The sequence below is a fragment of the Achromobacter sp. Root83 genome, assembly GCF_001428845.1.
GTDB lineage: Bacteria > Pseudomonadota > Gammaproteobacteria > Burkholderiales > Burkholderiaceae_B > Achromobacter.
Genome location: NZ_LMIU01000022.1, coordinates 377,209 through 401,795, shown reverse-complemented (window position 1 = coordinate 401,795; position 24,587 = coordinate 377,209). Strand labels below are relative to the sequence as shown.

19 protein-coding genes are annotated in these 24,587 nt (G+C 68.5%); 5 read left to right on the top strand and 14 right to left on the bottom strand.

Going from position 1 to position 24,587, the window contains the following annotated elements; all coding sequences use genetic code 11:
- Window positions 1–54: 54 nt before the first annotated feature.
- Together ASE30_RS17555 and ppc are read right to left on the bottom strand one after the other, a co-directional pair.
- Window positions 55–990, bottom strand: a complete 936-nt coding sequence (locus ASE30_RS17555) for a 3-hydroxyacyl-CoA dehydrogenase family protein (RefSeq protein ID WP_057285553.1) — start codon at window positions 988–990, stop codon at window positions 55–57.
- A gap of 800 nt (window positions 991–1,790) precedes the next feature.
- Window positions 1,791–4,640, bottom strand: a complete 2,850-nt coding sequence (gene ppc / locus ASE30_RS17550; protein ID WP_057285552.1) for a phosphoenolpyruvate carboxylase — start codon at window positions 4,638–4,640, stop codon at window positions 1,791–1,793.
- 166 nt (window positions 4,641–4,806) lie between these two features.
- On the opposite strand from ppc, the gene queC reads away from it, so the two are divergent.
- The gene (queC, locus tag ASE30_RS17545; RefSeq protein WP_057285551.1) at window positions 4,807–5,526 is read left to right on the top strand and encodes a 7-cyano-7-deazaguanine synthase QueC; all 720 of its coding nucleotides are present in this window, start codon (window positions 4,807–4,809) and stop codon (window positions 5,524–5,526) included.
- Window positions 5,527–5,910: 384 nt separating this feature from the next.
- Here the strand turns inward: queC and ASE30_RS17540 are convergent, their stop codons facing one another.
- Window positions 5,911–7,149 carry an MFS transporter gene (locus tag ASE30_RS17540; protein ID WP_057285550.1) on the bottom strand — a complete coding sequence of 413 codons (1,239 nt, stop codon included), beginning with the start codon at window positions 7,147–7,149 and terminating at the stop codon, window positions 5,911–5,913.
- Window positions 7,146–7,691, bottom strand: coding sequence for a GNAT family N-acetyltransferase (locus ASE30_RS17535; RefSeq protein ID WP_057285923.1), 546 nt, complete (start codon window positions 7,689–7,691; stop codon window positions 7,146–7,148). Before ASE30_RS17535 ends, ASE30_RS17540 begins: the two co-directional genes overlap by 4 nt.
- Before the next feature lie 124 nt (window positions 7,692–7,815).
- Here ASE30_RS17535 and ASE30_RS17530 point away from each other — a divergent pair, with 124 nt between their 5' ends.
- The 3 genes from ASE30_RS17530 to ASE30_RS17520 all read left to right on the top strand — a co-directional run bounded on the left by ASE30_RS17530 (window position 7,816) and on the right by ASE30_RS17520 (window position 11,831).
- Entirely contained in the window at window positions 7,816–8,706 is an 891-nt protein-coding gene (locus tag ASE30_RS17530; protein ID WP_057285922.1) for a LysR family transcriptional regulator, read from the top strand.
- Window positions 8,707–8,946: 240 nt separating this feature from the next.
- Complete coding sequence (gene ilvD / locus ASE30_RS17525; RefSeq protein WP_057285549.1) at window positions 8,947–10,815, top strand: dihydroxy-acid dehydratase; 1,869 nt, start codon at window positions 8,947–8,949, stop codon at window positions 10,813–10,815.
- A 134-nt stretch (window positions 10,816–10,949) separates the two neighbouring features.
- Entirely contained in the window at window positions 10,950–11,831 is an 882-nt protein-coding gene (locus ASE30_RS17520) for a LysR family transcriptional regulator (protein ID WP_057285548.1), read from the top strand.
- Between the two features lie 94 nt (window positions 11,832–11,925).
- On the opposite strand, the gene lpdA is transcribed toward ASE30_RS17520, so the two are convergent.
- The 10 genes from lpdA to ASE30_RS17470 all read right to left on the bottom strand — a co-directional run bounded on the left by lpdA (window position 11,926) and on the right by ASE30_RS17470 (window position 23,288).
- Window positions 11,926–13,323: a dihydrolipoyl dehydrogenase gene (gene lpdA / locus ASE30_RS17515; protein WP_057285547.1), complete on the bottom strand. Its 1,398-nt coding sequence runs from the start codon at window positions 13,321–13,323 to the stop codon at window positions 11,926–11,928.
- Window positions 13,324–13,331: 8 nt separating this feature from the next.
- Window positions 13,332–14,678 (bottom strand): pyruvate dehydrogenase complex dihydrolipoamide acetyltransferase, encoded by a 1,347-nt coding sequence (locus ASE30_RS17510; RefSeq protein ID WP_057285546.1) that lies wholly within the window; start codon window positions 14,676–14,678, stop codon window positions 13,332–13,334.
- A 10-nt stretch (window positions 14,679–14,688) separates the two neighbouring features.
- On the bottom strand, window positions 14,689–15,177 hold the full coding sequence (locus ASE30_RS17505; RefSeq protein ID WP_057285545.1) for a VOC family protein: 489 nt from the start codon (window positions 15,175–15,177) through the stop codon (window positions 14,689–14,691).
- Window positions 15,174–17,357, bottom strand: a complete 2,184-nt coding sequence (locus ASE30_RS17500; RefSeq protein WP_057285544.1) for a thiamine pyrophosphate-dependent enzyme — start codon at window positions 17,355–17,357, stop codon at window positions 15,174–15,176. The genes ASE30_RS17505 and ASE30_RS17500 overlap by 4 nt, the downstream gene beginning before the upstream one ends.
- A gap of 37 nt (window positions 17,358–17,394) precedes the next feature.
- The gene (locus ASE30_RS17495; protein ID WP_057285543.1) at window positions 17,395–18,183 is read right to left on the bottom strand and encodes an SDR family NAD(P)-dependent oxidoreductase; all 789 of its coding nucleotides are present in this window, start codon (window positions 18,181–18,183) and stop codon (window positions 17,395–17,397) included.
- Between the two features lie 33 nt (window positions 18,184–18,216).
- Complete coding sequence (locus tag ASE30_RS17490) at window positions 18,217–18,936, bottom strand: ABC transporter ATP-binding protein (RefSeq protein WP_057285542.1); 720 nt, start codon at window positions 18,934–18,936, stop codon at window positions 18,217–18,219.
- Window positions 18,933–19,685 carry an ABC transporter ATP-binding protein gene (locus tag ASE30_RS17485; protein WP_057285541.1) on the bottom strand — a complete coding sequence of 251 codons (753 nt, stop codon included), beginning with the start codon at window positions 19,683–19,685 and terminating at the stop codon, window positions 18,933–18,935. The genes ASE30_RS17490 and ASE30_RS17485 overlap by 4 nt, the downstream gene beginning before the upstream one ends.
- Window positions 19,682–20,962 carry a branched-chain amino acid ABC transporter permease gene (locus tag ASE30_RS17480; protein WP_057285540.1) on the bottom strand — a complete coding sequence of 427 codons (1,281 nt, stop codon included), beginning with the start codon at window positions 20,960–20,962 and terminating at the stop codon, window positions 19,682–19,684. The genes ASE30_RS17485 and ASE30_RS17480 overlap by 4 nt, the downstream gene beginning before the upstream one ends.
- Window positions 20,959–21,900 carry a branched-chain amino acid ABC transporter permease gene (locus ASE30_RS17475; protein ID WP_057285539.1) on the bottom strand — a complete coding sequence of 314 codons (942 nt, stop codon included), beginning with the start codon at window positions 21,898–21,900 and terminating at the stop codon, window positions 20,959–20,961. The genes ASE30_RS17480 and ASE30_RS17475 overlap by 4 nt, the downstream gene beginning before the upstream one ends.
- A gap of 152 nt (window positions 21,901–22,052) precedes the next feature.
- Window positions 22,053–23,288: a branched-chain amino acid ABC transporter substrate-binding protein gene (locus ASE30_RS17470; protein ID WP_057285538.1), complete on the bottom strand. Its 1,236-nt coding sequence runs from the start codon at window positions 23,286–23,288 to the stop codon at window positions 22,053–22,055.
- A gap of 493 nt (window positions 23,289–23,781) precedes the next feature.
- Here ASE30_RS17470 and ASE30_RS17465 point away from each other — a divergent pair, with 493 nt between their 5' ends.
- Window positions 23,782–24,519, top strand: coding sequence for an SDR family NAD(P)-dependent oxidoreductase (locus ASE30_RS17465; protein WP_057285537.1), 738 nt, complete (start codon window positions 23,782–23,784; stop codon window positions 24,517–24,519).
- Window positions 24,520–24,587: the final 68 nt, after the last annotated feature.

Genomic DNA, 24,587 nt, shown 5'->3' with positions numbered 1-24,587 from the left:
GGTGGCCCCCGCGCCTTATCTTTTGCAAATACGGTCTTTCGAAGCGGCCTGGGTTCAGGAGTCGGGGGCCTTGCTGTTCAGCCAGGCAGCCAGTTCGCCGAGCGTGGCGCTTTTTTCGCGCAGGACGCGTTCGCGGCGTTCGGGGCTCCAGGTGTAGAAGCCCTGGCCGCTCTTGGCGCCGAGCTGGCCGTTTTCGACTTTGCTTTTCAGCAGGTCGGACGGTTCGGTGCGGTTTTCGAGGTCTTTGTAGAGGTAGCTGGCGATGGCGTAGTGGACGTCGATGCCGTTCATGTCGCGCTGTTCGAGCGGGCCGGACAGGGCAAGGCGGATGCCTAGGCTCCATTTGACGACTTCGTCGATGTCTTCGGCGCTGGCTACACCTTTTTCCAGCAGGGAGATGGCTTCGCGGGCAAGCGCATGCTGGATGCGGTTGGCGATGAAGCCGGGAATGTCCTGGCGCACGAGGACGGGGCGCTTGCCGGCGTGGCGCAGGGTGGCCATGACCTGGGCGACGGTGTCTTCGGAGGTGTCGTCGTTGCGGACGACTTCGACCAGGGGGATGACGTCGGCGGGGGTGAAGAAGTGGGTGCCGACGAAGCGGTCGCGGCGCAGGACGGCGCTGGCGATGGCGTTGATGGACAGGCCGGAGGTGTTGGTGGCAAACAGGGTGTGCGCGGGGCACAGGGAGTCGAGCTTGGCGAAGATGCCGCGCTTGAGGTCCAGGTTTTCCGGGACGGCTTCGATGACGAGGTCGCTGGTGGCGGCGGCTTCAAGGCCGGGTTCCAGGCGGATGCGCTGGATGGCTTCCTGGACGTTGCCGGGGGCGTAGACGTTCAGTTGGCGGTCGATGGTCTTCAGGGCCCGCTCGAGGGCGCCTTCCATCGGGTCGATCAGGACGACGTTGAGTCCTTTCGAGGCGAACAGCGCGGCGATGCCGCTGCCCATGGCGCCTGCGCCGATGATGGCGAGATTCTTGAGGGGAGTGTCCATGATGGCTCGCTTGGTGCTTGCGGCGGTTGCTTGCAGGCGGGCACGGCGGGGATCAGGGTGAACTCTGTCTCGTCCAGGGGTGCCTTTCTGTGCTTGCTTGGCCAGAAAAATCGTTTTGTTCTATATACGAACATTTGTGCGTGTATAGAATTTCTGGTGAAGATAGTACTAAAAGTCGCGGGGGGCGGACAAATGGGGGTTTTCGGGTGTTCGAGGAGTGGACGTTTGGTGGCGGGTGGGCTGGCGTCTACGTGGGGGGCGTGGGGTGTTTGGGCTGGTGGGGAGGCTGGCGGCGGTCAGGGTTCTTTAGGCGCCCGGCGTGGCGGCGGCCTGGGGCGCGCGGGGCTACGATTGCGGTCCGGAGCCTTCGCTCCGGACTGCCCTAGGCGGGCCCCCCCGTCGTCATCGTCGTTGTCGCCTTCGGCGCCTGCCTTCCGATTCCCTCGGGCGCATCTACACGCCCCGCGCGCCCCAGGCCGCCGCCACGCCGGGCTCTGGTGGCTGGATCTTGCCGGGTTCTGGGGGGGCTGGGGTTCTTGATGTTCTGGCCGTGAGCCGGGGCGGGGTTGGAGCGTTTTGCGGGGCCCGCCCCATGCCGGCCGCGCGGGCGGCCTTGTGGGGCTTACGTGGTGTTTGGCGTCGTGGCTGGGGCGCTTCGCGCTTGCGGGGACGATGTGATGGGGGCGGCTTGTACGGCGGCTCTGCTTTTTTTGTGCGTTCGCGTCAGGTGGCAGAGACCCGCTCGCGCGACAGTGCACAGGCGCCCCATGCGTCAGGCGCCTGCCGCCCGCGTGCCCCGGTTACCCCGAATTTCTCAGCCCGGCCGCGATGCCGTTGATCGTCAGGTGGATCGCGCGTTGCACGCGTTCGTCGACTTCCGGGTTGGGGTGCTTGTGCGCGGCGCGGTGGCGGCGGATCAGGTCGATCTGCAGGTAGTTGAGCGGGTCGATGTAGGCGAAGCGTTCGCGCAGCGAGACTTGCAGCGTGGGGTTGTCGGCCAGCAGTTCGCGCTGGGTCAGGAGCTTGAGCATGGCGAGCGTGCGGCCGTGTTCGGCGCTGATGGCGCCGAAGATGCGTTCGCGCAGGGCGCGCTGCGGGACGAGCTGGGCGTAGCGGGCGGCGATGGCGAGGTCGGATTTGGCCAGCACCATTTCCATGTTGGAGAGCAGGGTGCGGAAGGCGGGCCAGTCGCGGGCCATTTCGCGCAGTTGGGCCAGGCGTGAGCGACGGGAGCGGGGGGCGTCGGCGGTGCCGGTTTCCACGTAGGCCTCGATAGCGGAGCCCATGCCGTACCAGCCGGTGAGCATGAGGCGGCACTGGGCCCACGAAAAGCCCCAGGGGATGGCGCGCAGGTCTTCGATGCGCTGGCCTTTTTTGCGGGACGCGGGGCGTGAGCCGATGTTCAGGCCGGCGATTTCGCTGATGGGGGTGGCGGCGAAGAAGTACTCGGCGAAGCCGGGGGTGTCGTAGACGAGGCCGCGGTAGGTGCGTTGCGCGGTGTCGGACATGAAGGACATGGCGGGGCCGTGGTGGGCCATGTGCGCGTCTTCGGCGCTGGTGGCTTCGGCGCGCGGGGCCAGGCTGGATTCCAGGGTGGCGGCGACCAGCAGTTCCAGGTGCCAGCGGCCGACTTCGGCGTCCTTGTATTTGCTCTGGATGACTTCGCCCTGTTCGGTCAGGCGGATCTGGCCGGCGACGGTGCCCGGGGGCTGGGCGAGGATGGCGTCGAAGCTGGAGCCGCCGCCGCGGCCGACGGAGCCGCCGCGGCCGTGGAAGAGGCGCAGGCGGACGTTGCGGCGGGAGAAGACGTCGACCAGTTCGCGTTCGGCCTGGTAGAGCGACCAGTTGGAGGTGAGGAAGCCGCCGTCCTTGTTGCTGTCGGAGTAGCCCAGCATGACTTCCTGCGCGCCGTTCTGCGCGTGTTTCACGCGCTGGCGGATTTCGGGCAGGTCGAGCCAGGCGGCCATGATGTCGGCGCCGCGTTGCAAGTCGGGGATGGTTTCGAACAGGGGCACGACCATCAGGCCGTCTTCGGGCGCGATGTCCTGGCCGGCGGGGGCGATCAGGCCGGCCTCTTTCTGCAGCACCATGACTTCGAGCAGGTCGCTCAGGGTTTCGGTGTGGGACACGATGGTCTGGCGCACGGCCTGCTTGCCGTAGCGGGCGCGGCCGGCGGCGGCGGCGCGCAGCACGGCGAGTTCGCGGGTGGTGTCTTCGCTGTAGGCGATCCAGGGCGAGGCGAGCGGGCGCGCCTGGGCCAGTTCGGCGCGCAGGAGTTCGACGCGTTCTGCTTCGGTCAGCGCCAGGTAGTCCAGGGGTTTGCCATTGCGCGTGGCGCCGGCGCGGGAGAACAGTTCCGCCAGCGCGTTTTCGTGGACGTCTGAGCTTTGGCGCAGGTCGACGGTGGCCAGGTGAAAGCCGAAGACTTGGACGGCCTGCTGCAGGCCGGCCAGCCGCAGCTTGCCGACGGGCGCGCCGTGGTGGGCGGCGAGCGATGCGGCGATGACGGCGAGGTCGGCGGACAGTTCTTCGGGGGCGTCGTAGGCGGGGGCGGCGACGGTGCTGCGGCGGGCCAGGTTCTGGCCGGTCAGGCGCAGCGCGGTGGCGGCCAGGCGGGCATAGACGCCGACGAGGGCGCGACGGTAGGGTTCGTCGCTGCGGTGCGGGGAGTCGTCGCCGCTGCTGTCGGCCAGCGCCAGCAGTTGGGGGTCGGCGGCGATCAGGAGGGTGGTGATGGAGAGTTCGGCGCCGAGCGCGTGGACCTCTTGCAGGTAGTGCTCGAACAGGACGGTGGCCTGGCGCAGCAGTGCGCGTTCGAGGGTGGCGGCGTCGACGTTGGGGTTGCCGTCGCGGTCGCCGCCGATCCAGCTTCCCATGCGCAGGAAGGGTTCGAGCGGCGGGGGCGGGGCGGCAAAGGGTTTGGCGGGTTCGCGGTTGAGCAGTTTGGACAGGTCGGCGTACAGGCGCGGGATAACTTGCAGGAAGGTGCTGCGGTAGTACGAGAGCGCGTTTTCGATTTCGTCGGCGACGGTGAGGCGGGTGTAGCGCAGCATGCGGGTCTGCCACAGCGTGGCGACGCGGCCCAGCAGGGCGGTGTCCAGTTCGGCCAGTTCTTCGGGGGTGAGCGGGGCTTCGCGTTGCGCGAGGGCGGTGGAGATCTCGCGGTGCACGTCCAGGGTGCTTTTGCGCTGGACTTCGGTGGGGTGGGCGGTGAGGACGGGCATGACGCAGGCGTCGGCCAGCAGGCGGCGGATGCGGGCGACGCCGACGCCTTGTCCGCCCAGGATCTGGATGGCTTCGCGCAGGCTGCCGCGCGCGGGCGTGTCGTCGGTGAGGGCGCGGGCGCGCTGGCGGCGGTTCTGGTCGCGGTCTTCGGCGATGTTGGCCAGGTGCAGGAAGTAGCTGAAGGCGCGCGCGACGGAGTTGGGGTCGCTGCCTTGCAGGCGCTTGACGCGCTGTTCCAGCAGTTTGCTGTCGGCGTCGTTGCCTTCGCGGCGGAATTTGACGGCGGTGCGGCGCAGGGTTTCGATGGTGTCGAAGACGCGTTTGCCTTCGCATTCTTCGATGACCTCTCCTAGCAGGCGGCCCAGGAGCCGGATGTCGTGACGCAAGGGTTCTGCGGAATCGGACTGCGTGCGCTTGGCATTCATCGTTCGGGGATCCGTCTGGCGGCTGTAGGAAAGGAAGGAGTCGAAGCGGGCGTTGCGGGTGAACCTTGAAAATGACCGGTTGATTTTACGCAGCGTTCCTTACGGGGAAGCGGCTTTGCTCGGTTAAAGTCCAAGGTGTCCCTTCGTCATTCCAGAAGCCCCCTTTATGCAAAATCATCAACGTCGCGCGCTCGTGCTGTTTTCGGGCGGGCAGGATTCCACCACTTGCCTGGCCTGGGCGCTGGACCGTTATGCCCATGTGGAAACGGTGGCGTTCGATTATGGCCAGCGCCATCACATAGAGCTTTCGGCGCGGCTGAATGTGCTGCGGGAGATCCGGGCCAATTTCCCCGATTGGGCGGCGCGTTTGGGCGAGGATCATCTGCTGGATCTGAAGGTGCTGGGGCAGGTGGGCGATACGGCCATGACCAGCGACCGGGCGATCGAGATGCAGGCCAATGGGCTGCCGAATACGTTCGTGCCTGGGCGCAATCTGCTCTTTCTGACGCTGGCTGCGGCGCTGGGGTATCGGCGGCAGTTGGATGTGCTGGTGGGCGGGATGTGCGAGACGGATTTTTCCGGGTATCCGGATTGCCGCGACGATACGATCAAGGCGCAGCAGGTGGCGCTGGGGTTGGGGCTGGGGTCGCGGGTGACGATCGAGACGCCTTTGATGTGGATCGATAAGTCGGAGACCTGGGCGCTGGCTTACCAATTGGGCGGGGATGCGCTGGTGGAGACGATCGTCGAGGAAAGCCATACCTGCTATCTGGGGGAGCGGGGGGCTCGGCATGATTGGGGGTACGGGTGCGGGGAGTGTCCGGCTTGCAAGTTGAGGAAGATCGGGTGGGAGAAGTGGGTGGTGGCTTCTGCTGCTGAGGGGTGATGGTTTTTTGGGTTTTTGTCGGGCTGGTTGGTTTTTGTGTTTTTTTTGGGGCATGCGGCGTGGGCGTTCTTGAGACGCCCGGCGCGTCGGCGGCCTGGGGTGCGCGGGGCTACGATTGCGGTCCGGAGCCTTCGCTCCGGACTGCCCTAGGCGGGCCCCCCCGTCCTCATCCTCGTGGCCGCCTGCGGCGGCTGCCTTCGGATTCCGTCGGGCGCATCTACACGCCCCGCGCACCCCAGGCCGCCGACGCGCCGGGCTCCAGTGATTGAAGCCTGCCGGCCGCTGGGGCGGGCGGGGTTCTTCAGGTTCTTGCCGTCGTCTTTGGGTGTTGGAGCGTCTTGCGGGGTCCGCCCCGTGGCGGCCGCGCGGGCGGCCTTGTGGGACTTACGCGGTGTTTTGCGTCGTGGCGGTGGCGCTGCGCGAGTGAGCGTCCGCCCTGGATGTGTCGGTGACCCGCGCCATGAATTTCCATCTCAATATGAGTGCGCCGGCGGCGATGATGGCTGCCAGGATGGCGGAGACGGCCATTGCCGCGCGTGCGCCTTGCGCTTCGATGATGAATGCGTAGGCGATGGGGGCGGCGGCGGTCAGCAGGAAGCTGGGGATCAGCAGGGCGCCGACCAGGGTGCCGTAGCTGCGGAAGTCGAAGAGGGCCAGCGGCAGCGTGCCGCGGGTGATGGTCATCAGGCCGTTGCAGGCGCCGTAGAGCAGGGTGTAGGCGGCGGCGGTGTAGAGCGTGTCTTGCGGCAGCAGGGCGAGCAGGAAGCACAGCGGTAGCGCGACGCCCGCGGCGAGGTTCAGGGTCAGCGGGTGCAGGCGGGAGCCCAGGATGACGTCGGTGAGGCGGGCGGCGAATTGGCCGATGCCCCAGAGCGCGGCGACGCCGACGGCGGCGGTGGCGGCCAGGCCCAGGCCGGAGAGCAGTGAAAACAGGTGGGCGGCGTTGCCGGCGGCCAGGAAGTTGGTGAGCATCGCGATCACGGCGTACAGCGCGCCGGCCAGGCGGCGTTCGGCAGGGGTGCGGGTCAGGCCCGTGGAGGCTTTGCCGGCGTCTGCTTTGGTGGCGGCGTAGCGTTGCCGGGGCAGGGCCAGGTAAAGCGGCAGCGTGGACAGCGCCAGCGCGCCGTAGGCCAGCGCGGCGCCGCGCCAGCCCAGCCATTCGGACAGGGCGTGGCCCATGGGCCACATCACGGTGGAGGCCAGGCCGCCGAACAGGGTGATCTGGGACATGGGGCGGCGCGCGGCGGGGCCGGCGGCGCGGGCCAGGGAGGCGAAGGCGGCGTCGTAGAGGCACAGGCGCATGCCGACGCCCAGGGCCGCCCAGGCCGCGAAATACAGGACGGGGGAGTGCGTGGCGGCGAGCATGGCGCAGCCGGCCGCGGACAGCACGGCGCCCGTGGGCATGACACGGTGGCCGCCCCAGCGATCCACGGCCGCGCCGGCGGCGGGCGAGACCAGGGCCATGACGACGATGGCGGCGGAGAAGCCGCCGTAGACGGTGGCGGAGCTCCAGCCCAGGTCGGCGGTCATGGCGGGACCCAGGGCGCCGATCAGGTAGAAAGTCACGCCCCAGCCCACTAGCTGGGTCAGGCCCAGGCAGACGATGGCGCGCGGGGAAATCACGGCCGTTGCGGGGGCGTTGCGTCGCCTTCGCCCAGGCTGCGCTGCATCAGCACGGTGTCGCGCCATTCGCCATGCTTGTGTCCTACGGACCGCAGGGTGCCGACGGGATGGAAGCCCTGGCTGGCGTGCAGCGCCAGCGAGGCGGCGTTGCGGCTGTCGCCCACCACCGCCAGCATCTGGCGCCAGCCCGCGGCGGTACAGCGGTCGATCAGGGCGGCGAGCAGTTTGCCGCCGATGCCCAGGCCGGCGCGGCCGGCCTTGACGTAGACCGAGTCTTCCACGGTGTGCCGGTAGGCGGGGCGCGGGCGGTAGGGGGTGACGTAGGCATAGCCTACGACCTCGCCGTTGATTTCGGCCACCAGATAGGGCATTTCCTTTTCCAGGACGGCGCTGCGGCGCTGAAGCATTTCGGGGATGGATGGGGGGTCCAGCTCGAACGAGGCGGTGCCGTGCTGCACGTGGTGCGCGTAGATGGTCTTGATGGCGGGGAGATCGGCTTCCGCGCTGTCGCGGATGAGGACGGTGGGGGCGTGGGGCGACATGGGATGGCCGGCGAGAAGGATGTCGAAAGGGTCGGAAAGGCAGACGCCAGTGTGGGGCAAGCGCATCCATTAATAAAGCTTTGGTCTATTATGGTTTTCATAAGCAAAACTTTGGATGGACGCGATGCGCGGGCTGAACCTGGACCATTTGCGCACGTTTGCGCAGGTCATCGAACTGGGCAGTTTTTCCGCCGCCGCCGAACGGGGCGGGGTGACGCAGCCGGCGGTCAGCCTGCAGATCCGGCAGCTTGAACGGCGCTTCGGGCTGAAGCTGGTGGAGCGCGTGGGACGCCGCGCGGGGCCGACGGCGGCGGGGGCAGAGCTGCTGACTCACATACGGGTGATCGATGGCGCGCTGGCGCAGGCCGAGCAGGCCATGACCGCGCATGCGTCCCAGGTGTCCGGCCGGATCCGTCTGGGCACGGGCGCCACCGCCTGCACCTATCTGCTTCCGCCGCTGCTGGCCGATCTGCGCCGGCGGTTTCCGGCGCTGGACATCGTGGCCAGCACCGGCAATACGGCGGACATGCTGCGGGGGCTGGAGGGCAACACGTTGGACATCGTGCTGATCACGCTGCCGGCGCCCGGCCGCATGTTCCAGGCGACGCCCGTGATGGAGGACGAGTTCGTGGCGATCTTCCCCGCGCGGGACGCCGCCGCCATTCCCTCTATCGTGACGCCGCAGTCGCTGGCGCAATTGCCGCTGGTGCTGTTCGAACCCGGCGCGCGCACGCGCCGGCTGGTGGATGACTGGTTCGAGGCGGCGGGCGTGGCGGCCAAGCCCGTCATGGAGCTGGGCAGCACGGAAGCCATGAAGGAGATCGTGGCGGCGGGGCTGGGCTGCGCGGTGCTGCCGCGGCTGGCGGTGTCGGGCGCGGGCCGGCGCGATGCATTGGAGGTGCGCTCGCTGACGCCGCGCCTGTCGCGCGATCTGGCCATCGTCCTGCGCCGCGACAAGCCGCTCAGCCGCGGGCTGCGCCATTTGCAGGATGCGCTGCTGGCGTTGCGGCGCTGAGCGGCGGATGCCCCCGTTGCGCCGTTGCGCCGTTGCTGTCCGAGGCCGCAAGGCGCGTTGCGGATCGCGTGGCGCGGGGCGGGCTTGGCGTGTCGGGCGCAGTTCAGGCGCGCGGGCGTGGGCGTCCGCCTGATGGCCGATCACCGGTCCCGGGCGGGGGCCAGGGCGGCCCAGGGCCGAACCAGCGTATTATTTACCGTTTTGCCGCCCACGCTAACAGCTACAGCCCGAGACAAAATCATGCCGCACTACCGTTCCCGCACCTCGACCCACGGCCGCAACATGGCCGGCGCCCGCGCCTTGTGGCGCGCCACCGGCATGAAGGACGGTGACTTCGGCAAGCCGATCATCGCGGTGGTGAATTCGTTCACGCAGTTCGTGCCGGGCCACGTGCATCTGCGCGACCTGGGCGCGCTGGTGGCCAAGGAAATCGAAGCCGCCGGCGGCGTGGCCAAGGAATTCAACACCATCGCCGTCGATGATGGTATCGCCATGGGCCACGGGGGCATGCTGTATTCGCTGCCGTCGCGCGAGCTCATCGCCGACTCGGTGGAATACATGGTGAACGCGCACTGCGCCGACGCCATGGTCTGCATTTCGAACTGCGACAAGATCACCCCGGGGATGCTGATGGCCGCGATGCGCCTGAACATCCCGGTCGTGTTCGTGTCCGGCGGTCCGATGGAAGCGGGCAAGGTCAAGTCGCCGACCGACGGTTCGGTCATCGCCAAGATCGACCTGATCGACGCCATGATCAAGGCCGCCGACCCCAAGGTGTCGGATGCCGAAGTGGCCGAAATCGAACGCAGCGCCTGCCCCACCTGCGGCTCCTGTTCCGGCATGTTCACCGCCAACTCGATGAACTGCCTGACCGAAGCCATCGGCCTGGCGCTGCCGGGCAACGGCACCATCGTGGCCACGCACGCCTGGCGCAAGGGGCTGTTCGAGCAAGCCGGCCGCCTGGTCGTGGACCTGTGCCGCCGCTATTACGTGGAAGAGGACGAATCGGTCCTGCCGCGCAGCATCGCCACCAAGAGCGCGTTCCAGAACGCGATGGCGCTGGACGTGGCCATGGGCGGCTCGACCAACACGGTGCTGCACTTGCTGGCCGCGGCGCAGGAAGCCGGCGTGGACTTCACGATGGCCGACATCGACCGCATCTCGCGCAAGGTGCCCTGCCTGTGCAAGGCGGCGCCCGCGACCGACAAGTACCACATTGAAGACGTGCATCGCGCGGGCGGCATCCTGGGCATCCTGGGCGAGCTGGCGCGCGCGGACCTGCTGGACCTGACCTGCGGCAACGTACACAGCGGCACGCTGGGCAACGCGATCCAGAAGTGGGACGTGGCCGGCGACGCCAGCGAGGAAGCGCGGAAGTTCTACCGCGCGGCCCCCGGCGGCATCCCGACCACCGTCGCCTTCAGCCAGGACGCCACGTTCCTGACGCTGGACACCGACCGCAAGACGGGCTGCATCCGCAGCAAGGAAAGCGCCTATTCCAAGGATGGCGGCCTGGCCGTGCTGTACGGCAATCTGGCTGAAAAGGGCTGCATCGTGAAGACGGCCGGCGTGGACGAGTCGCAATGGGTCTTCACGGGCCGCGCGCGTGTCTTCGAAAGCCAGGACGACGCCGTGGAAGGCATCCTGGGCGACCAGATCGTGGCGGGCGACGTGGTGGTGATCCGCTACGAAGGCCCCAAGGGCGGTCCGGGCATGCAGGAAATGCTGTATCCCACGTCCTACCTGAAGTCCAAGGGCCTGGGCAAGACCTGCGCGCTCTTCACCGATGGCCGCTTCTCGGGCGGTTCGTCGGGCCTGGTGATCGGCCACGCATCGCCGGAAGCGGCCGAAGGCGGCACGATCGGCCTGGTGGAAGAGGGTGACGTGATCGAGATCGACATCCCGAACCGCAAGATGCACCTGGCCGTCTCCGACGAGGAACTGGCCCGCCGCCGCGCGGCAATGGACGCGCGCGCGGACGGCTGGGAGCCGGTGGGACGCGAGCGCGTGGTGTCGCAGGCGCTGCAGGCGTATGCCGCGCTGGCGACGTCGGCGGATCGCGGCGCGGTGCGGGACCTGTCGCAGTTGAAGCAGAAGGGCAAGCGCTGATCGGTTGATCGCCGGTTGCTGAGGAAAGCGGCGCTTCGTGCGCCGCTTTTTTTTTGTGCCAGGCGGCCGTGGCGGTCATGGTTCGCGACGAGTTGCCCCGATAAAATCCCACGACATCCACCGGAGCGCGATAAATGTCCCTGAACTCCGAAGCCCTGCGCCTGTTCCTCGGCGTGGTCGACGCGGGCTCGCTGAGCGCCGCCGCCGAAATGCTCGGCCAGACCGCGTCGGGCGTCAGCCGGGGCCTGCAGCGCCTGGAAGAAGACCTGGGCGTGACGCTGCTCAACCGCACCACGCGCCGCATGGAACTGACCGAAGAGGGCAGGCATTTTCTGCCCAAGGCCCGGCAGATCGTCGCGTCGCTCGAAGAGGCCGAGGAATGCATGCGCATGGTGCATCAGCGTCCCGCCGGCCGCCTGCGGGTGGATGCGTCGGTGCCGGTGATGCTGCACTGCGTGGTGCCCCACGTGGCGGAATTCCGGCGCGAGTACCCGGAGATCTCGCTGGAACTGACCAGCAACGACCGCATCGTGGACCTGATGGAGCATCGCACTGACGTGGCGCTGCGGATGGGGCCGCTGACGGATTCGACCCTGCACGCGCGGCCGCTGCGGCCGTCGCCGCGCTGGATGATGGCCAGTCCGGAGTACGTGGCGCGTCGCGGCGCGCCCAGGACGGTGGAGGATCTGGCCGATCATGAGGTGCTGGGCTTCACCCAGCCGGAAAGCCTGAATGTCTGGCCGCTGCGCCACGCGGGCGGCACCAGCTACCAGGCGACGCCGACGCTCGCCACGTCCAGTGGCGAAACGCAGCGGCAACTGGCGTTGCGCGGCGTGGGCATTGCCTGCCTGTCGGACTTCGTGGTGCGCGAAGACATCCAGGCCGGGCGGCTGGTGAAGGTGCTGGAAAGCGAATACACCGATTACCTGCAGCCCATGCACGCCGTGTATTACCGCAACACGCAGCTTTCGCGGCGCATTGCGTGTTTCCTGGACTTCTACGCGGGGCGGATCTAGGGCGCGATGCCCGGATGACAGGCGCCCGAGTGATGCGCCGGTGTCCGGCACCCAAGCGGAATGGGCGCCGGTCAGTTGCGCACCCCGCCGCGCCTTACGCGTGCAGCGCCCGCCCAAACGCCGCCAGCACCGACTCGTGCAGCGTTTCCGATAGCGTCGGATGCGCGAACACCGTGTGCATCAGGTCTTCCTCGGTGGCCTCCAGCGATGCCGCCACGCCATAGCCCGTGATCAGCTCGGACGCCTCCGGATGGATGATGTGGGCGCCCAGGAGTTCGCCTGACTTCGCATCGAACACGGTCTTGACCAGGCCCTGGTCCTCGCCCATTGCGATGGCCTTGCCGTTGCCCGCGAAGGTGAACCTGCCGACACGGATCTCGCCGCCTGTCTGCCTGGCGGACTCGCGGGCCCGGGCCTCGGTCATGCCGATGCTGGCCACCTGCGGGTAAGAGTAGGTGCAGGCGGGGATGCGCAGCGGGTCGATGGGGTGCGCGGGCTTGCCGGCGATGGCTTCCACGCACAGCACGGCTTCATGGCTGGCCTTGTGCGCCAGCCACGGCGCGCCGGCCACGTCGCCGATCGCGTAGACGCCCGGTTCGCCGGTGCGGCACAGGCCGTCGGTGACGATGTGCGTCTTCTCGACCTTCACGCGGGTCTGTTCCAGGCCCAGGTTCTCCACATTGCCGACGATGCCGGCGGCGACGATAACGCGGTCGAAGTCCTGTTCGGTCTTGTAGCCGTCCTGCTCCAGCGTTACCTTCACGCCCGTGGCGGTCTGCGTCGAGGCCGTCACCGCACACCGGGTCACCACGCGGATGCCTTGTTTTTCGAAGGCCTTGCGCGCCAGTTGCGAAACTTCAGCGTCTTCCTGCGGCAGGATTTCCGGCGTCATGTCGATCAGCGTGACCTCGGCGCCCACCGCGCGGTAGAAGCTGGCGAACTCCGCGCCGATGGCGCCCGCGCCCACGACCAGCAGCGATTTCGGGATCTCGGCGGGGACCAGCGCCTGGCGGTAGGCCCAGATGCGTTCGCCGACGGGCAGCGCGGGCAGTTCGCGGGCGCGCGCGCCGGTGGCCAGGACGATGTGCCGGGCGGACAGCGTGGCGCCGTTGTCCAGCGACAGCCTGCCGGATCCGGCAAGCCTGGCGCTGGCGGCGAACACCGACACGCCGTTCTTCTTCATCAGGTGCGCGACGCCCTGGCCCAGACGGCCGGCCACCTTGCGGGACCGGGCGACCATGGCGGCCAGGTCGGGGCGCGCTTCGCCCGCGCCCGTCACGCCGTACTGCGCCGCTTCCTGGCAGGCGCGCAGCACCGTGGCGCTGTGCAGCAGCGCCTTGGTGGGAATGCATCCCCAGTTCAGGCAGATGCCGCCCAGTTCGGCGCGCTCCACCAGCGCCACGGACATGCCGAGCTGCGCGGCGCGGATCGCGGCAACGTAGCCGCCGGGTCCGCCGCCCACCACGGCAAGGTCAAACGTCGTCTTCGTCATGGCGAGGCTCACAGCAGGATGCGCACGGGGTTTTCGATCAACGCGCGGAACGCGGCCAGCCAGCGCGCGCCGACCGCGCCGTCTACCACGCGGTGGTCGGCCGACAGCGTCACCGTCATGACAGTGGCGGCGGCAAGCTGCCCGTCCTCGTCCACGACCGGGCGGCGCTCGGCCGCGCCCACGGCCAGGATGGCGGCTTGCGGCGGGTTGATGATGGCGGCGAACTGGTTGATGCCGTACATGCCCAGGTTGCTCACCGTCAGCGAGCCGCCCGTGAATTCCTCGGGCTTGAGCCGGTTGACCTTGGCGCGTCCGGCCAGCTCGCCGATCTCGGCCGAGATGGCGGACAGCGGCTTCACGTCGGCATCGCGCACGATGGGCGTGACCAGGCCGCCGTCGGTCGCCACCGCCACCGAGATGTCGGCGCCGGCGTGATACTCGATGTCGTCGTCATGCCAGGAGGCGTTCACTTCCGGCACCTCGCGCAGCGCCAGCGCGGCCGCGCGCACGATGAAATCGTTGACCGACAGCTTGACCGCGCCGCCGTGGTTGGCTTGCGTGCGCAGGGCCAGCAGCGCGTCCATGCGGCAATCGACGGTCAGGTAGAAGTGCGGCACGTGCTGCTTGCTTTCCGTGAGACGGCGCGCGATGGCGCGGCGCATGCCGGTGTGCGGCACGCGGCGCGCGGCGGGGCGGGCGGCCAGCGGCGTCGCGGCGGCGGGCGCGGCCGCTGCGCGGTCGCGCGCGGTTTCGACGTCACGCCGCACGATGCGGCCATGCGGGCCGGTGCCGGTGACGCCCAGCAGGTCGACGTGCCATTGCGCGGCAAGGCGGCGGGCCAAGGGGCTCGCAAAGAGACGGCCGCCGGGGACGGGCGCGCCGGAGGCCGGGACAGCGGCGGTGGCTGCGGGCGCCGGAGCACCCGGAAGCGCGGCTGGCTGCTGCGTCACCGCCGCACCGCCCGGAGCGCTGCCTGACGCAGCGTGTGCGGAAGCGCTTGCGGCAGCCGTCGCTGCGGCGGGCGCTGCGCCTGCCGGCGCCCCTGCCGCAGCACCGCCCGCCACAGCCCCGCCGTGCTCGGCCAGCGCGCGATCGATCGCAGCCGCATCCTCGCCTTGCGCGATCAGCACGCCGATCACGGTATTGATGGGCACCGCGGCCGGGCCGGCCTGGACCACGATGCGGCCCAGCACGCCGGCCTGTTCGGCGTTGATTTCGACGATGGCCTTCTCGGTTTCGATTTCCGCCAGCGCATCGCCCACGGCGACGCGGTCGCCTTCCTTCTTGAGCCACTGGTGCAGGGTGCCGCCCGAGGCGTCTGCGGCAACGGAGGGGAGCTTGATAAGGTATGCCACGATGTTCTTCCTATTCAGCGGCGCCGGCCAGGTCGGGCCGGTAGGCGGCGGGGTCGTCGTATTCGACCAGTTCCAGCACATTGCCTTCGGGGTCGCGGAAGAAGGCCAGCCAGGTGCCCGGCCGCACTTCCATCGGTGCGGGCGCGCTGTCGAAGGCGACGCCCTTCGCTTCCAGGGCGCGCACCACGCCGCGCAGGTCGCGCACGATGAAGGTCAGGTAGGCGGCGCCCTGGCGGTCCAGGATGGCCCTGCCGCGCACGGCGGGCTCGGGGGCGGCGGCGGGCTGCAGCAGCTTGATGCGCTCGCCATATGGCGTCTGCAGGCGCGCCACGTCGTAGCCGTGCTGCGTGAGGCCCGTGGCGCGGGCCTTGTCGGCGGGCACCGTCACGCGGTTCACGAGCGTCAGGCCGACCACATCCGTATAGAAGGCCAGCAGCGCATCCAGGTCTGCGCAGCAGATGCCGACCTCCATCGGCACGGTCATGTGCAGGGCGCTCATGCCTGTTCTCCCAGGTCCGCCAGCACGTCGGCCAGGCCCGCCATCACCTCGTCGGTATCGGCGAACGCGGCGCGTTCCAGCACCTTCGAGATGCTGGGGGAGGCCTCGCCGCCGGTGACGCGCTTGACCGGCTGGTCCAGCCAGTCGAAGTAGCGGCGCTGGATCTCGTCGGCCAGCATGGCGCCGTAGGACGTGCCGCGGGCGCCTTGCTCCACGATCAACACGTTGTTGGTCTTCTGGATGCTGGCGCCGATGGTGTCCCAGTCCAGGCTGGCGCGGTCCAGCGTGCGCAGGTCGATGACCTCCGCATCCACGCCCGCCGCGTCGGCGGCCGCCAGCGCGCGGCTGACCATCGACAGGTAGGTCAGGATGGTGACCTTGCCGCCCTCGCGGCGCACGTGGGCGCGGCCGAACGGGATCGCGTAGTCCAGGTCGCCGTCGGGCACGTCGCCCGACGAGGCGTACAGGTCCACGTGCTCGATGACCAGCACCGGGTCCTTGGAGGCCAGCGCCGTGTTCATCAGGCCGATGTAGTCGTGGGGCGTGGACGGGGCGACGATGCGCCAGCCGGGCGCGGTGGCGAAGATGCCGGCCGGGTCCATGGAATGCTGCGAGCCGTAGCCCGTGCCCATCGCGACCTTGGTGCGCAGCACGAAGGGCATGTCGATATCGCCGCCGAACATGTGGCGCGCCTTGCCGATCTGGTTGAAGATCTGGTCGGCCGCGACCCACATGAAGTCGGGGTACATGAATTCCACGACGGGCCGGTAGCGGCCGTCCATGGCCAGGCCGCCGCCCAGGCCCGCAAAGGCGTTCTCGGAGATCGGCGTGCCCAGCACGCGGTCCGGGTACTTGTCCTTCAGGCCGCGCGTGGCGCCGTTGGTGCCGCCCTTCAGGCGGTGCACGTCTTCGCCCAGCACGACCACGCCCGCATCCGTCTCCATGCGCCGGTCCAGCACGTCGGCCACCGCGTCGACGAACTTGCGTTCGATCTTGGCGCCGGTGTGGTCCGAGGCTTCCTGGTAGCGCAGGCCCGCCAGTTCCGAGCCATCGCTGCGCAGGCCCACGTCGCGGAAGCCGGGGCTGGGCCAGAGGTCGGCGCGCACGCGGCGCTTGCCGCCGTCCGCGGCTTCGGTCAGCCGGCCGGACACGTCCTTCATCACGTCCTTGCAGCGCTGGCGCAGCGCGTCCACGTCGGCCTGCGTGACGAGCTTGCGGGCGATCATTTCCGACGCGATCCGGTCCAGCGGATCGCGCAGGCGCCATTGCGCCTCTTCATCCTTCGTGCGATAGCCGAAGGCGCTGCCGGGGAAGGGGCCGTTCTGGTGGAAGTAGCGGTAGACGTCCACTTCAACGATGGTCGGACCCTTGCCCGCGCGCATGTGCGCCACGGCTTCCGACATGGCCAGGTGGACCGCCAGCGGGTCCATGCCGTCGACCTTCCATGACGGGATGTTGAAGGCCAGGCCACGCGCCGACAGGCGCGGTTCGGCGGTGGATTCTTCCACGGTCGTGGACACGGCGTAGCGGTTGTTCTCGATGAAGAAGCACAGCGGCGTCTTCCAGGCGGCGGTGAGGTTCATCGTTTCCAGCACGGACCCGATGTTCACCGCGCCGTCGCCGAAGTAGGTCACGGCCACGCGGTCGGTGCCGGCGTGCTTGTGCGCCCAGCCCGCGCCGGCCGCCAGCGGCACGCCGCCGCCGACGATGGCGTTGGTGCCCAGCGCGCCCGCTTCCAGCCAGCGCAGATGCATGCTGCCCCCACGGCCGCGGCAATAGCCGTCCGCCAGGCCCATGATCTCTGCCAGCGTCTTGTGGAGGACCTCGTCGATGGCGGGCGTGACCGGGTTGCGCGGGTCCTGGCCCAGCGGCGCCACGTGCTGCAGCGCCTTGGCCAGGAACTGGTGGTGGCCGCGGTGCGAGCCGTTGATCTGGTCGCCGGCGCCCAGGGCCAGCACCGAGCCCACGGCGCCGCCTTCCTGGCCCACCGACGAATGCGCGGGGCCGTGCACCAGGCCTTCGGCGGCCAGTTCCAGCACGGCTTCTTCGAAGGCGCGGATCCAGTGAAGCTGGGTCAGCATCGTGCCGAGCAGGGCGGGGTCCGCCTGCTGCCAGTCCGAGGCCTCGGCCGTCAGTTGCCGCCAGGGCGCCTGGGGCTCGAGCGGTTGGTAGGTGGCCATGAGTGAATCTCCAGAATGTTTTTGTGTGTCGGTGCGGTTAGAGGTAGCTGTAGCGGCTCCAGCCGCCATCGGCCACCAGGGTGTGTCCGGTGATGTAGGCGGCCTGGCGCGAGGCCAGGAAGACCGCCAGGTCGGCCATCTCGGCCGGCTGCGCCATGCGGCGCAGGGGGGTGCGTTGCTTCAGGCGTTCGGGGTCCAGCCGGCCGCGCGCGGCCAGGTCGCGCACCAGATCGGTCTCGACATAGCCGGGCGCCAGCGCGTTGACGCGCACGCCCATCGGCCCCCATTCCACGGCCAGCGTTTCGGTCAGCAGCACCACCGCGCCCTTGGTGGCGCAGTAGGCGGCGCGGTCGGGGGCCGCCACCACGCCGTACATGGAGGCCAGGTTGATGATGCTGCCCGAACCGGCCGGCACCATGCGCCGGCCCGCGGCCTGCGCGCACAGGAAGACGCCGGTCAGGTTGATGTCCACCGCGCGGCGCCATTCGTCCACGGTCACTTCCAGCGTGGGCTTGTTGGCCGAAATGCCGGCGTTGTTGACCAGCACGTCGATGCCGCCCCAGGCCTGCTCGACCTGGGCGAAGGCGCGCTCGACCGCGTCGGCGTCGGTGACGGACGCCTGGACGGCAAGGGCCTCGCCGCCCAAGGCCCCAAGGCCCGCGACCGCCGCGTCCAGCGCCGCGGCGTCCATGTCCAGCAGCGCGACGCGCGCGCCCTGGCGCACGAAGGCCTGGGCGGTGGAATAGCCGATGCCCTTGGCGCCGCCGGTGATCACGACGGTCTGGCCGCGCAGGTCGCTATGGATGACTTCTGTAGTGTGGTCCAAGGTGTGTGCCTGTAGAGGTGAGTGTGGCCGGGGTCAGACCGCCAGCCATTCCTGGACGACGTCCTGGCGCTCATGCAGTTGCGCGGGCGGTCCTTCGAACACGATGCGGCCGTGGCCCATGACGCTGACGCGGGTGGACACCTTCAGCGCGATGGTCAGCTTCTGTTCCACCAGCACGACGGACACGCCGCGCTTGTGGATGTCCCGGATCACGTCGGCGATGACCTCGACGATCTTCGGCGCAAGCCCTTCGGTGGGCTCGTCGATCAGCATGACCTTGGGATTGCCCAGCAGCGAGCGGCACATGGTCAGCATCTGCTGTTCACCGCCGGACAGGTTGCCCGCGCGGGTGTTGCTGCGTTCCTTCAGGCGCGGAAAGTAATCGAACATCTGCGCCACGGTCCAGAAGGGCGCGTCCTCGCGCCGGGGCTGCTCGCCCATGCGCAGGTTCTCGTCCACGGTGAGGTTGGCGAAGACCTCGCGTTCCTCGGGCACGAAGCCCAGGCCCGCGCGCGCGATCTCGAAGGGACGCTTGTTGGTGATGTCGCGGCCTTCCATGGCGATGCGGCCGCCGGTCACGTTCACCAGGCCCATGATGCTCTTCATGGTGGTGGAGCGGCCCGCGCCGTTGCGGCCCAGCAGGCTGACGACTTCACCGCGCCCGATGGACAGGTCGATGCCGTGCAGGATGTGGCTCTTGCCGTAATGGGCGTGCACGCCCTGCAGCGACAACAGGGGGGATTGCGTCGTCATACCGTTTCCTCTCCCAGGTAGGCTTCGCGCACGCGGGCGTCGCCGCGTATGGCGGCGGGCGTGCCGGTGGCCAGGATTTCCCCGTAGACCAGCACGCTGATGCGGTCTGCCAGCGAAAACACCACCTGCATGTCGTGCTCGACGATCAGCAGGGTGCAGTCGCGCGTCACTTCCTTGATGAGCTCGACCGTGTAGTCGACCTCGTGCTGCGACATGCCGGCCATGGGCTCGTCCAGCAGGATCACCTTCGGGCGCGACGCCAGCGTCATGCCGATTTCCAGCGAGCGCTGCTCGGAGTAGTTCAGGTCGCCCGCCGCGGTGTCCTGCTTGGCCGTCAGCCGCACCTTTTCCAGCAGGCGGTCCACGTCCTCGTTCACGGCGCGGTTGCGCGCGATGGGCCGCCAGAAGTTGTAGACCAGCCCGTGCATGCGCAGCACCGCCAGCCGCAGGTTCTCGCGCACGGACAGGCGCGGGAACACGTTGGTGATCTGGAACGAGCGCGCCAGCCCCAGGCGGTTGATGGCCTCGGGCGCCAGGCCGCCGATGGACCGCGAGCGCAGGTTGATGTCGCCCGAGGTGGGCGCGAACGAGCCCGACATCAGGTGGAACAGGGTGGATTTGCCAGCGCCGTTGGGGCCGATGACGGCGTGGCGTTCACCGGCTTCGATCGCAAGATTCACACCGCGGATGATCTGCGCTTCGCCGAAGGACTTGCGCACGTCGGTCAGGGTCAGGATTTCGTGGCTCATTTGGCGGGCTCCAGCAAGGGGGCGGCTTCACCGGCGTCGCGCCACAGGGCCCGTGCCCAGCGGAAGGCCGCGAGGCCGGCGGCGAACAGCGCCAGCGGCACCAGCCAGGTGGACACGGCAAGCGGTGCCCAGTCCTGGCCGAACAGCGGGATGGCGGGCCAACCGGCCTCGGGGTTCATGGCGAGCAGGGCCCGGTAATCGCGGGCGAACATGCGCTGCAGCAGCTCCACCGCAAAGACGGTGGCGCCGGTCAGCAGCACGCCGCCGGCCACCGATACCGCGGCGCGCGGCAGCCAGTTGGCCAGGCCGCGTTCGCGCAGCGACTTGGAAGCGCGCTGCACCAGTCCCACCAGACCGTCCGGCACGAACAGCATCACCAGCACGAACAAGATGCCCTGGTACAGCAGCCAGGACCGCGTGATGTCGGCCAGCGTCTGCGACAGGAAGGTCAGGATGGAGGCGCCCAGCACGGGGCCCAGGAACGCGTTGACGCCGCCGATGTAGGCGAACAGCACCGCGTCGGTGGACAGCTTGACCTCGAACAGCACGTAGTTGCCGGCTTCGATGTTCAGGGCCTGCAGGCCGCCCGCGATGCCGGCGAACATGGCCGACAGCGCGAACACCATGGTCTTGAGCGCATGCGGGCGGTAGCCCAGGTAGCGCAGGCGGGTGGCGTTTTCGCGCAGGCCCAGCGTCAGCCGGCCCAGCGGGGTGCGGGTCAGGCCGTACAGCGCCGCCAGCGAGATCAGCACCCAGGCCAGCACCAGGAAGTACACCTCGATGTCGGACCCGAAGGTAAAGCCCCAGGCCGGCATGCGCATGGCGGACACGCCCGCCTCGCCGCCGAACACGCCTTTCAGGTGCGGCGCCAGCGCGTGCAGCAGTTCGGCCAGCGCCAGCGTGATCATCGAAAAGTACACGCCCGATCGCATGGTGGCGAACCAGCCGGCGACCAGGCCGAACAGCAGGCCGGCCACGCCGCCCACCAGCGGCATCAGGGGTGTGGGCAGCAGGCCCGCGCCGCCCAGCGCATTCATGGCATGGATGGTGGCGAAGGTGCCGACGCCGAAGTACGCGGCATGGCCGAAGGACAGCATGCCGCCCTGGCCGGCCAGCAGGTTGAAGGCGCAGGCGAACAGGGCGGCGATCAGCATCTGCACGGCGGCCACGAGCTGGCCCGGGGGCAGCAGCCAGGGCAGCGCGCACAACGCGGCCACGCACAGGATCAGCAGCAGCGCGCCGGTGGCGCGGCGGGTATGGGTCACGGTCTGGCTCATGCCTGTTCTCCCTTCAGTCCCGACGGCTTGACCAGCAGCACCACCAGCATCAGCAGGAAGGGCAGGGTCGCGGCCAGGCTGGAGATCTTCACGGTCATCAGGCCGCCCACGCTTTCCGCCCATTCCCCGGCGCCGAACAGGCCGAACAGGGTGGCGAGGCTGGCGTCGATGCCGACCGAAAACGAACTGATCAGTCCGATCAGCAGCGATGCGATCATCGCGCCTTCAAGCGAGCCCAGGCCGCCGACCACGACCACCACGAACACCAGCACGCCCAGTTCCAGCGCCATGTTCGGATTGGTGGTGTAGAACGCGCCCGCCACCGCGCCGGCCAGTCCCGCCATGGCCGCGCCCACGCCGAACACGCTCATGAACACCAGCGGCACGTTGTGTCCCAGCGCTTCGGCCATGCGCGGCCGGTAGATGGCCGAACGCACCACGATGCCCACGCGGGTGCGCGACAGCAGCAGGTAGATCACGCCGAACATCGCCAGCGACACGCCGCCCATCATCAGGCGGTAGAAGGGATAGTCCGCATCGAACACGCGGAACGCCGCGAAGTTCAGGAATTGCGGCACGCGGTAATCGACGGGAAAGTCGCCATAGAACAGCTTGATCAGTTCGGCGACGATGAACGCCAGCCCGAAGGTCACCAGCAGTTCCTGCGCGTGGCCGAACTTGTGGACGCGGCGCAGAAAGAAGCGCTCGACGCCCATGCCCAGCACGCCGGCGATGACCGTGGCCAGCACCAGCGCCGTCCAGAAGCCCGTGACGGGCGTCAGGGTGTAGGCCGCGTAGGCGCCTATCATGTAGAACGAGGCGTGCGCGAAGTTCAGCACGCCCATCATTCCAAAAATCAGTGTCAGGCCCGCCGACACCATGAATAGCAGCAGGCCGTAAATCACGCCGTTCAACAGCGAGACGGTAAAGAATTCCATGTCCGCTCCATAAATCTTGCGCTGGGACGCCGAGCGTCCCGCGAGCGATTGCGCACCTTGTTTTTTCCGGCCCGCGCCGGGGTGCGCTTGTTATTGATGGGCGCCGGCGGGCCGCGCGTTGCCTTCGACGCTGCGCGGCCCGCCGTGCCGCATCAGTTCGGGCGCTGCATCTTGCAGGTGGCCTGCACCGGCGCGGACACATCCGCCGCGGCCAGCACCTTCACGGGTTCGAAGCCCATGTCGGTGCCGTCGGCCTTGTACTTGGCGTTCTTGCTGACCTTGGACACCACCATCGGCAACTGCACCTGATGGTCTTCGGCGCGCATCGTGTAGTCGCCCAGCGCCGAGGTGTAGGTGACCTTCTCCAGCGCGCGAGCCAGTTCGGGCACGGACAACTTGCCGTCCCGCGGCTTGACCTGCTTCAGGGCCTCGCCCAGGAAGCGCACGCCGATGACCGTCTGCGGCTCGGTGTAGCTGGGGTAGTGGCCGGTCTTGGACTTGTAGTCCTCGGCGAACTTGGCGCCTTCGTCGCCGGCGGCTTCGATGTTGTACGGATGGGCGATGTAATGGCCCAGCGCGACGTCGCCGGCATTGGCCAGATTGCCCACCTGGTCAAGGAACACCGTGGCGAAGCGCACCTTCAGGCCGGCGGCCTGCGTGGCCTTCATGAGCAGCAGCAGGTCGTTGGACCAGTTGCCGGTGATCACCGTGTCGGGCGTGGCCGAGCGGATGCGCGCCACATAGGGCGCGAAGTCCTGGATCTTGTTGACCTCGTGCAGCGTCTTGCCCACCACTTCGTAGCCGTACTGTTTGGCGAAGCGCTCGGTGGCGCCTTCCATGTCCTGGCCCCAGGAATAGTTCTGGTTGATGGCGTACACGCGCTTGCCCAGCGTGCCATCGGCCGACATCACGGACGCCAGGGACTTCACGCGCAGGTCGGCGTTGGTGGTGAAGCGGAAGTGGTAGAAGTGGCATTTCTGGCCGGTCAGCTCCAGCGCTTCGCCGCCGACGTTCAGGAACACGACCTCGCGGCCCGGGTTGCGCAGGTTGTGTTTGCGCACGTCTTCGGTGAGCTGGCCGGAGATGGCCGACGACGAGCCCTGCACCAGGACCTGCACGCCTTCCGCGGCCGCGGCGCGGAAGCGGTCGGACGCGCCCACGGGGCCGCCCTGGTTGTCGAACTCGACCAGTTCCAGCGGCTGGCCGTTCCAGCCGCCGGCCGCGTTGATGCGGTCCAGCTCATATTTGACGGCGGCGCGGAACATCAGGCCGGTCGAGGCCTGCGGCCCCGACAGCGTTTCGATCAGACCGATCTTGACGGGCGCGGCCTGGGCCGACGCGGCGAGTCCGGCCAGGCACAGCAGGCCGGTGGTGAATGCCAATTTCATGCGTGTCTCCTCCGTGGGACGGGAGTGTGGTGAATCCGTTGATCAGGCAGGCGTGCTGGCCGCGGCGGCTGCATGCCGGAACGGCGTGCGGGCGTGGCGGTGCGGGGACGGGGGGATGGCGCGGGCCACGGACGCGGAATGCGCCGCAGCGATACGCCGGCCGGACAGGGCATGAAGCCGCCGGGGCGTCTGAAGGTGCGCGATCGGACGTGCCGATGGCGCGGATGCGGTCATGCTGCCGGTGAAGTTCACCTGGTTGTCCCCTGCCTGTTATGCGGCGTGGCGCCGTGTTTTTCTGACGAACTTGCCTGAAAGCGGCACTTGATTTACGCTTTGTCAGACAAGTTGTCAGGCAACTTTATTAAGTTGTCCGATAAATCATAGGGCAAGCGTTTTTCTCGTGTCAAGCAGTGGATTCAGGAGTTCAATCCTGATAACCGCGGCGGCATGCAGACAGACGCGCCCGATAAAAAACAGCGTTTCAGGAGACGGAATGATTTCGTTTGAAGGGCAGGTTGCCGCCATCACGGGCGCGGGTAACGGGATCGGCCTGGCCACGGCGCGCCTCATGGCCGCGCACGGCGCAAGGCTGGTGCTGACGGACATCGACAACGCGCGGCTGCAGGACGTTGCCGCCGAGCTGGACCCCAGCGGGCAGCGGGTCTACACCCATGTGCTGGACGTGTCGCTATCGCACGACTGCGAACGGGTGTTCGAGGCGGCGGCCCGGCATTTCGGCGGGCTGGACCACCTGGTCCATTGCGCCGGCATCTACCCCGAGCAACTGGTCAAGGACACCAGCGACGAGGCCTGGCGCACGCTGATGCGGGTCAACCTGGACGGCACGTTCTACGCGTGCCGCGCCGCCCAGCGCCACCTCCGGCATGATGGTTCCATCGTGCTGCTGACGTCGCTGGCCGCGCAGCGCGGCAGCTATGCGCATGCCGCCTATTCCGCGTCCAAGGGCGCGGTGCAGAGCTTTACCCGCAGCCTGGCGCTGGAACTGGCGCCGCAGATCCGCGTGAACGCGGTGGCGCCCGGCATCATCGCCACGTCCATGACGCACGACCTGATCGGCCAGAAGGGCGCGCAACTGCTGGAAAGCACGCCGCTGCGCCGTTTCGGCACGCCCGAGGAAATCGCCGGGGCTATAGCCTTCCTGTGTTCGCCGCTGGCCGGCTTTGTGACGGGCGAGGTCATGCAGGTGAACGGCGGCATCTATATCGCGTAGCGCGCCACGCGGCGGCGCCCCAGCAGAACCGGCAAAAATCCTATAATTTTCAAAGACGTCGCCGCGGC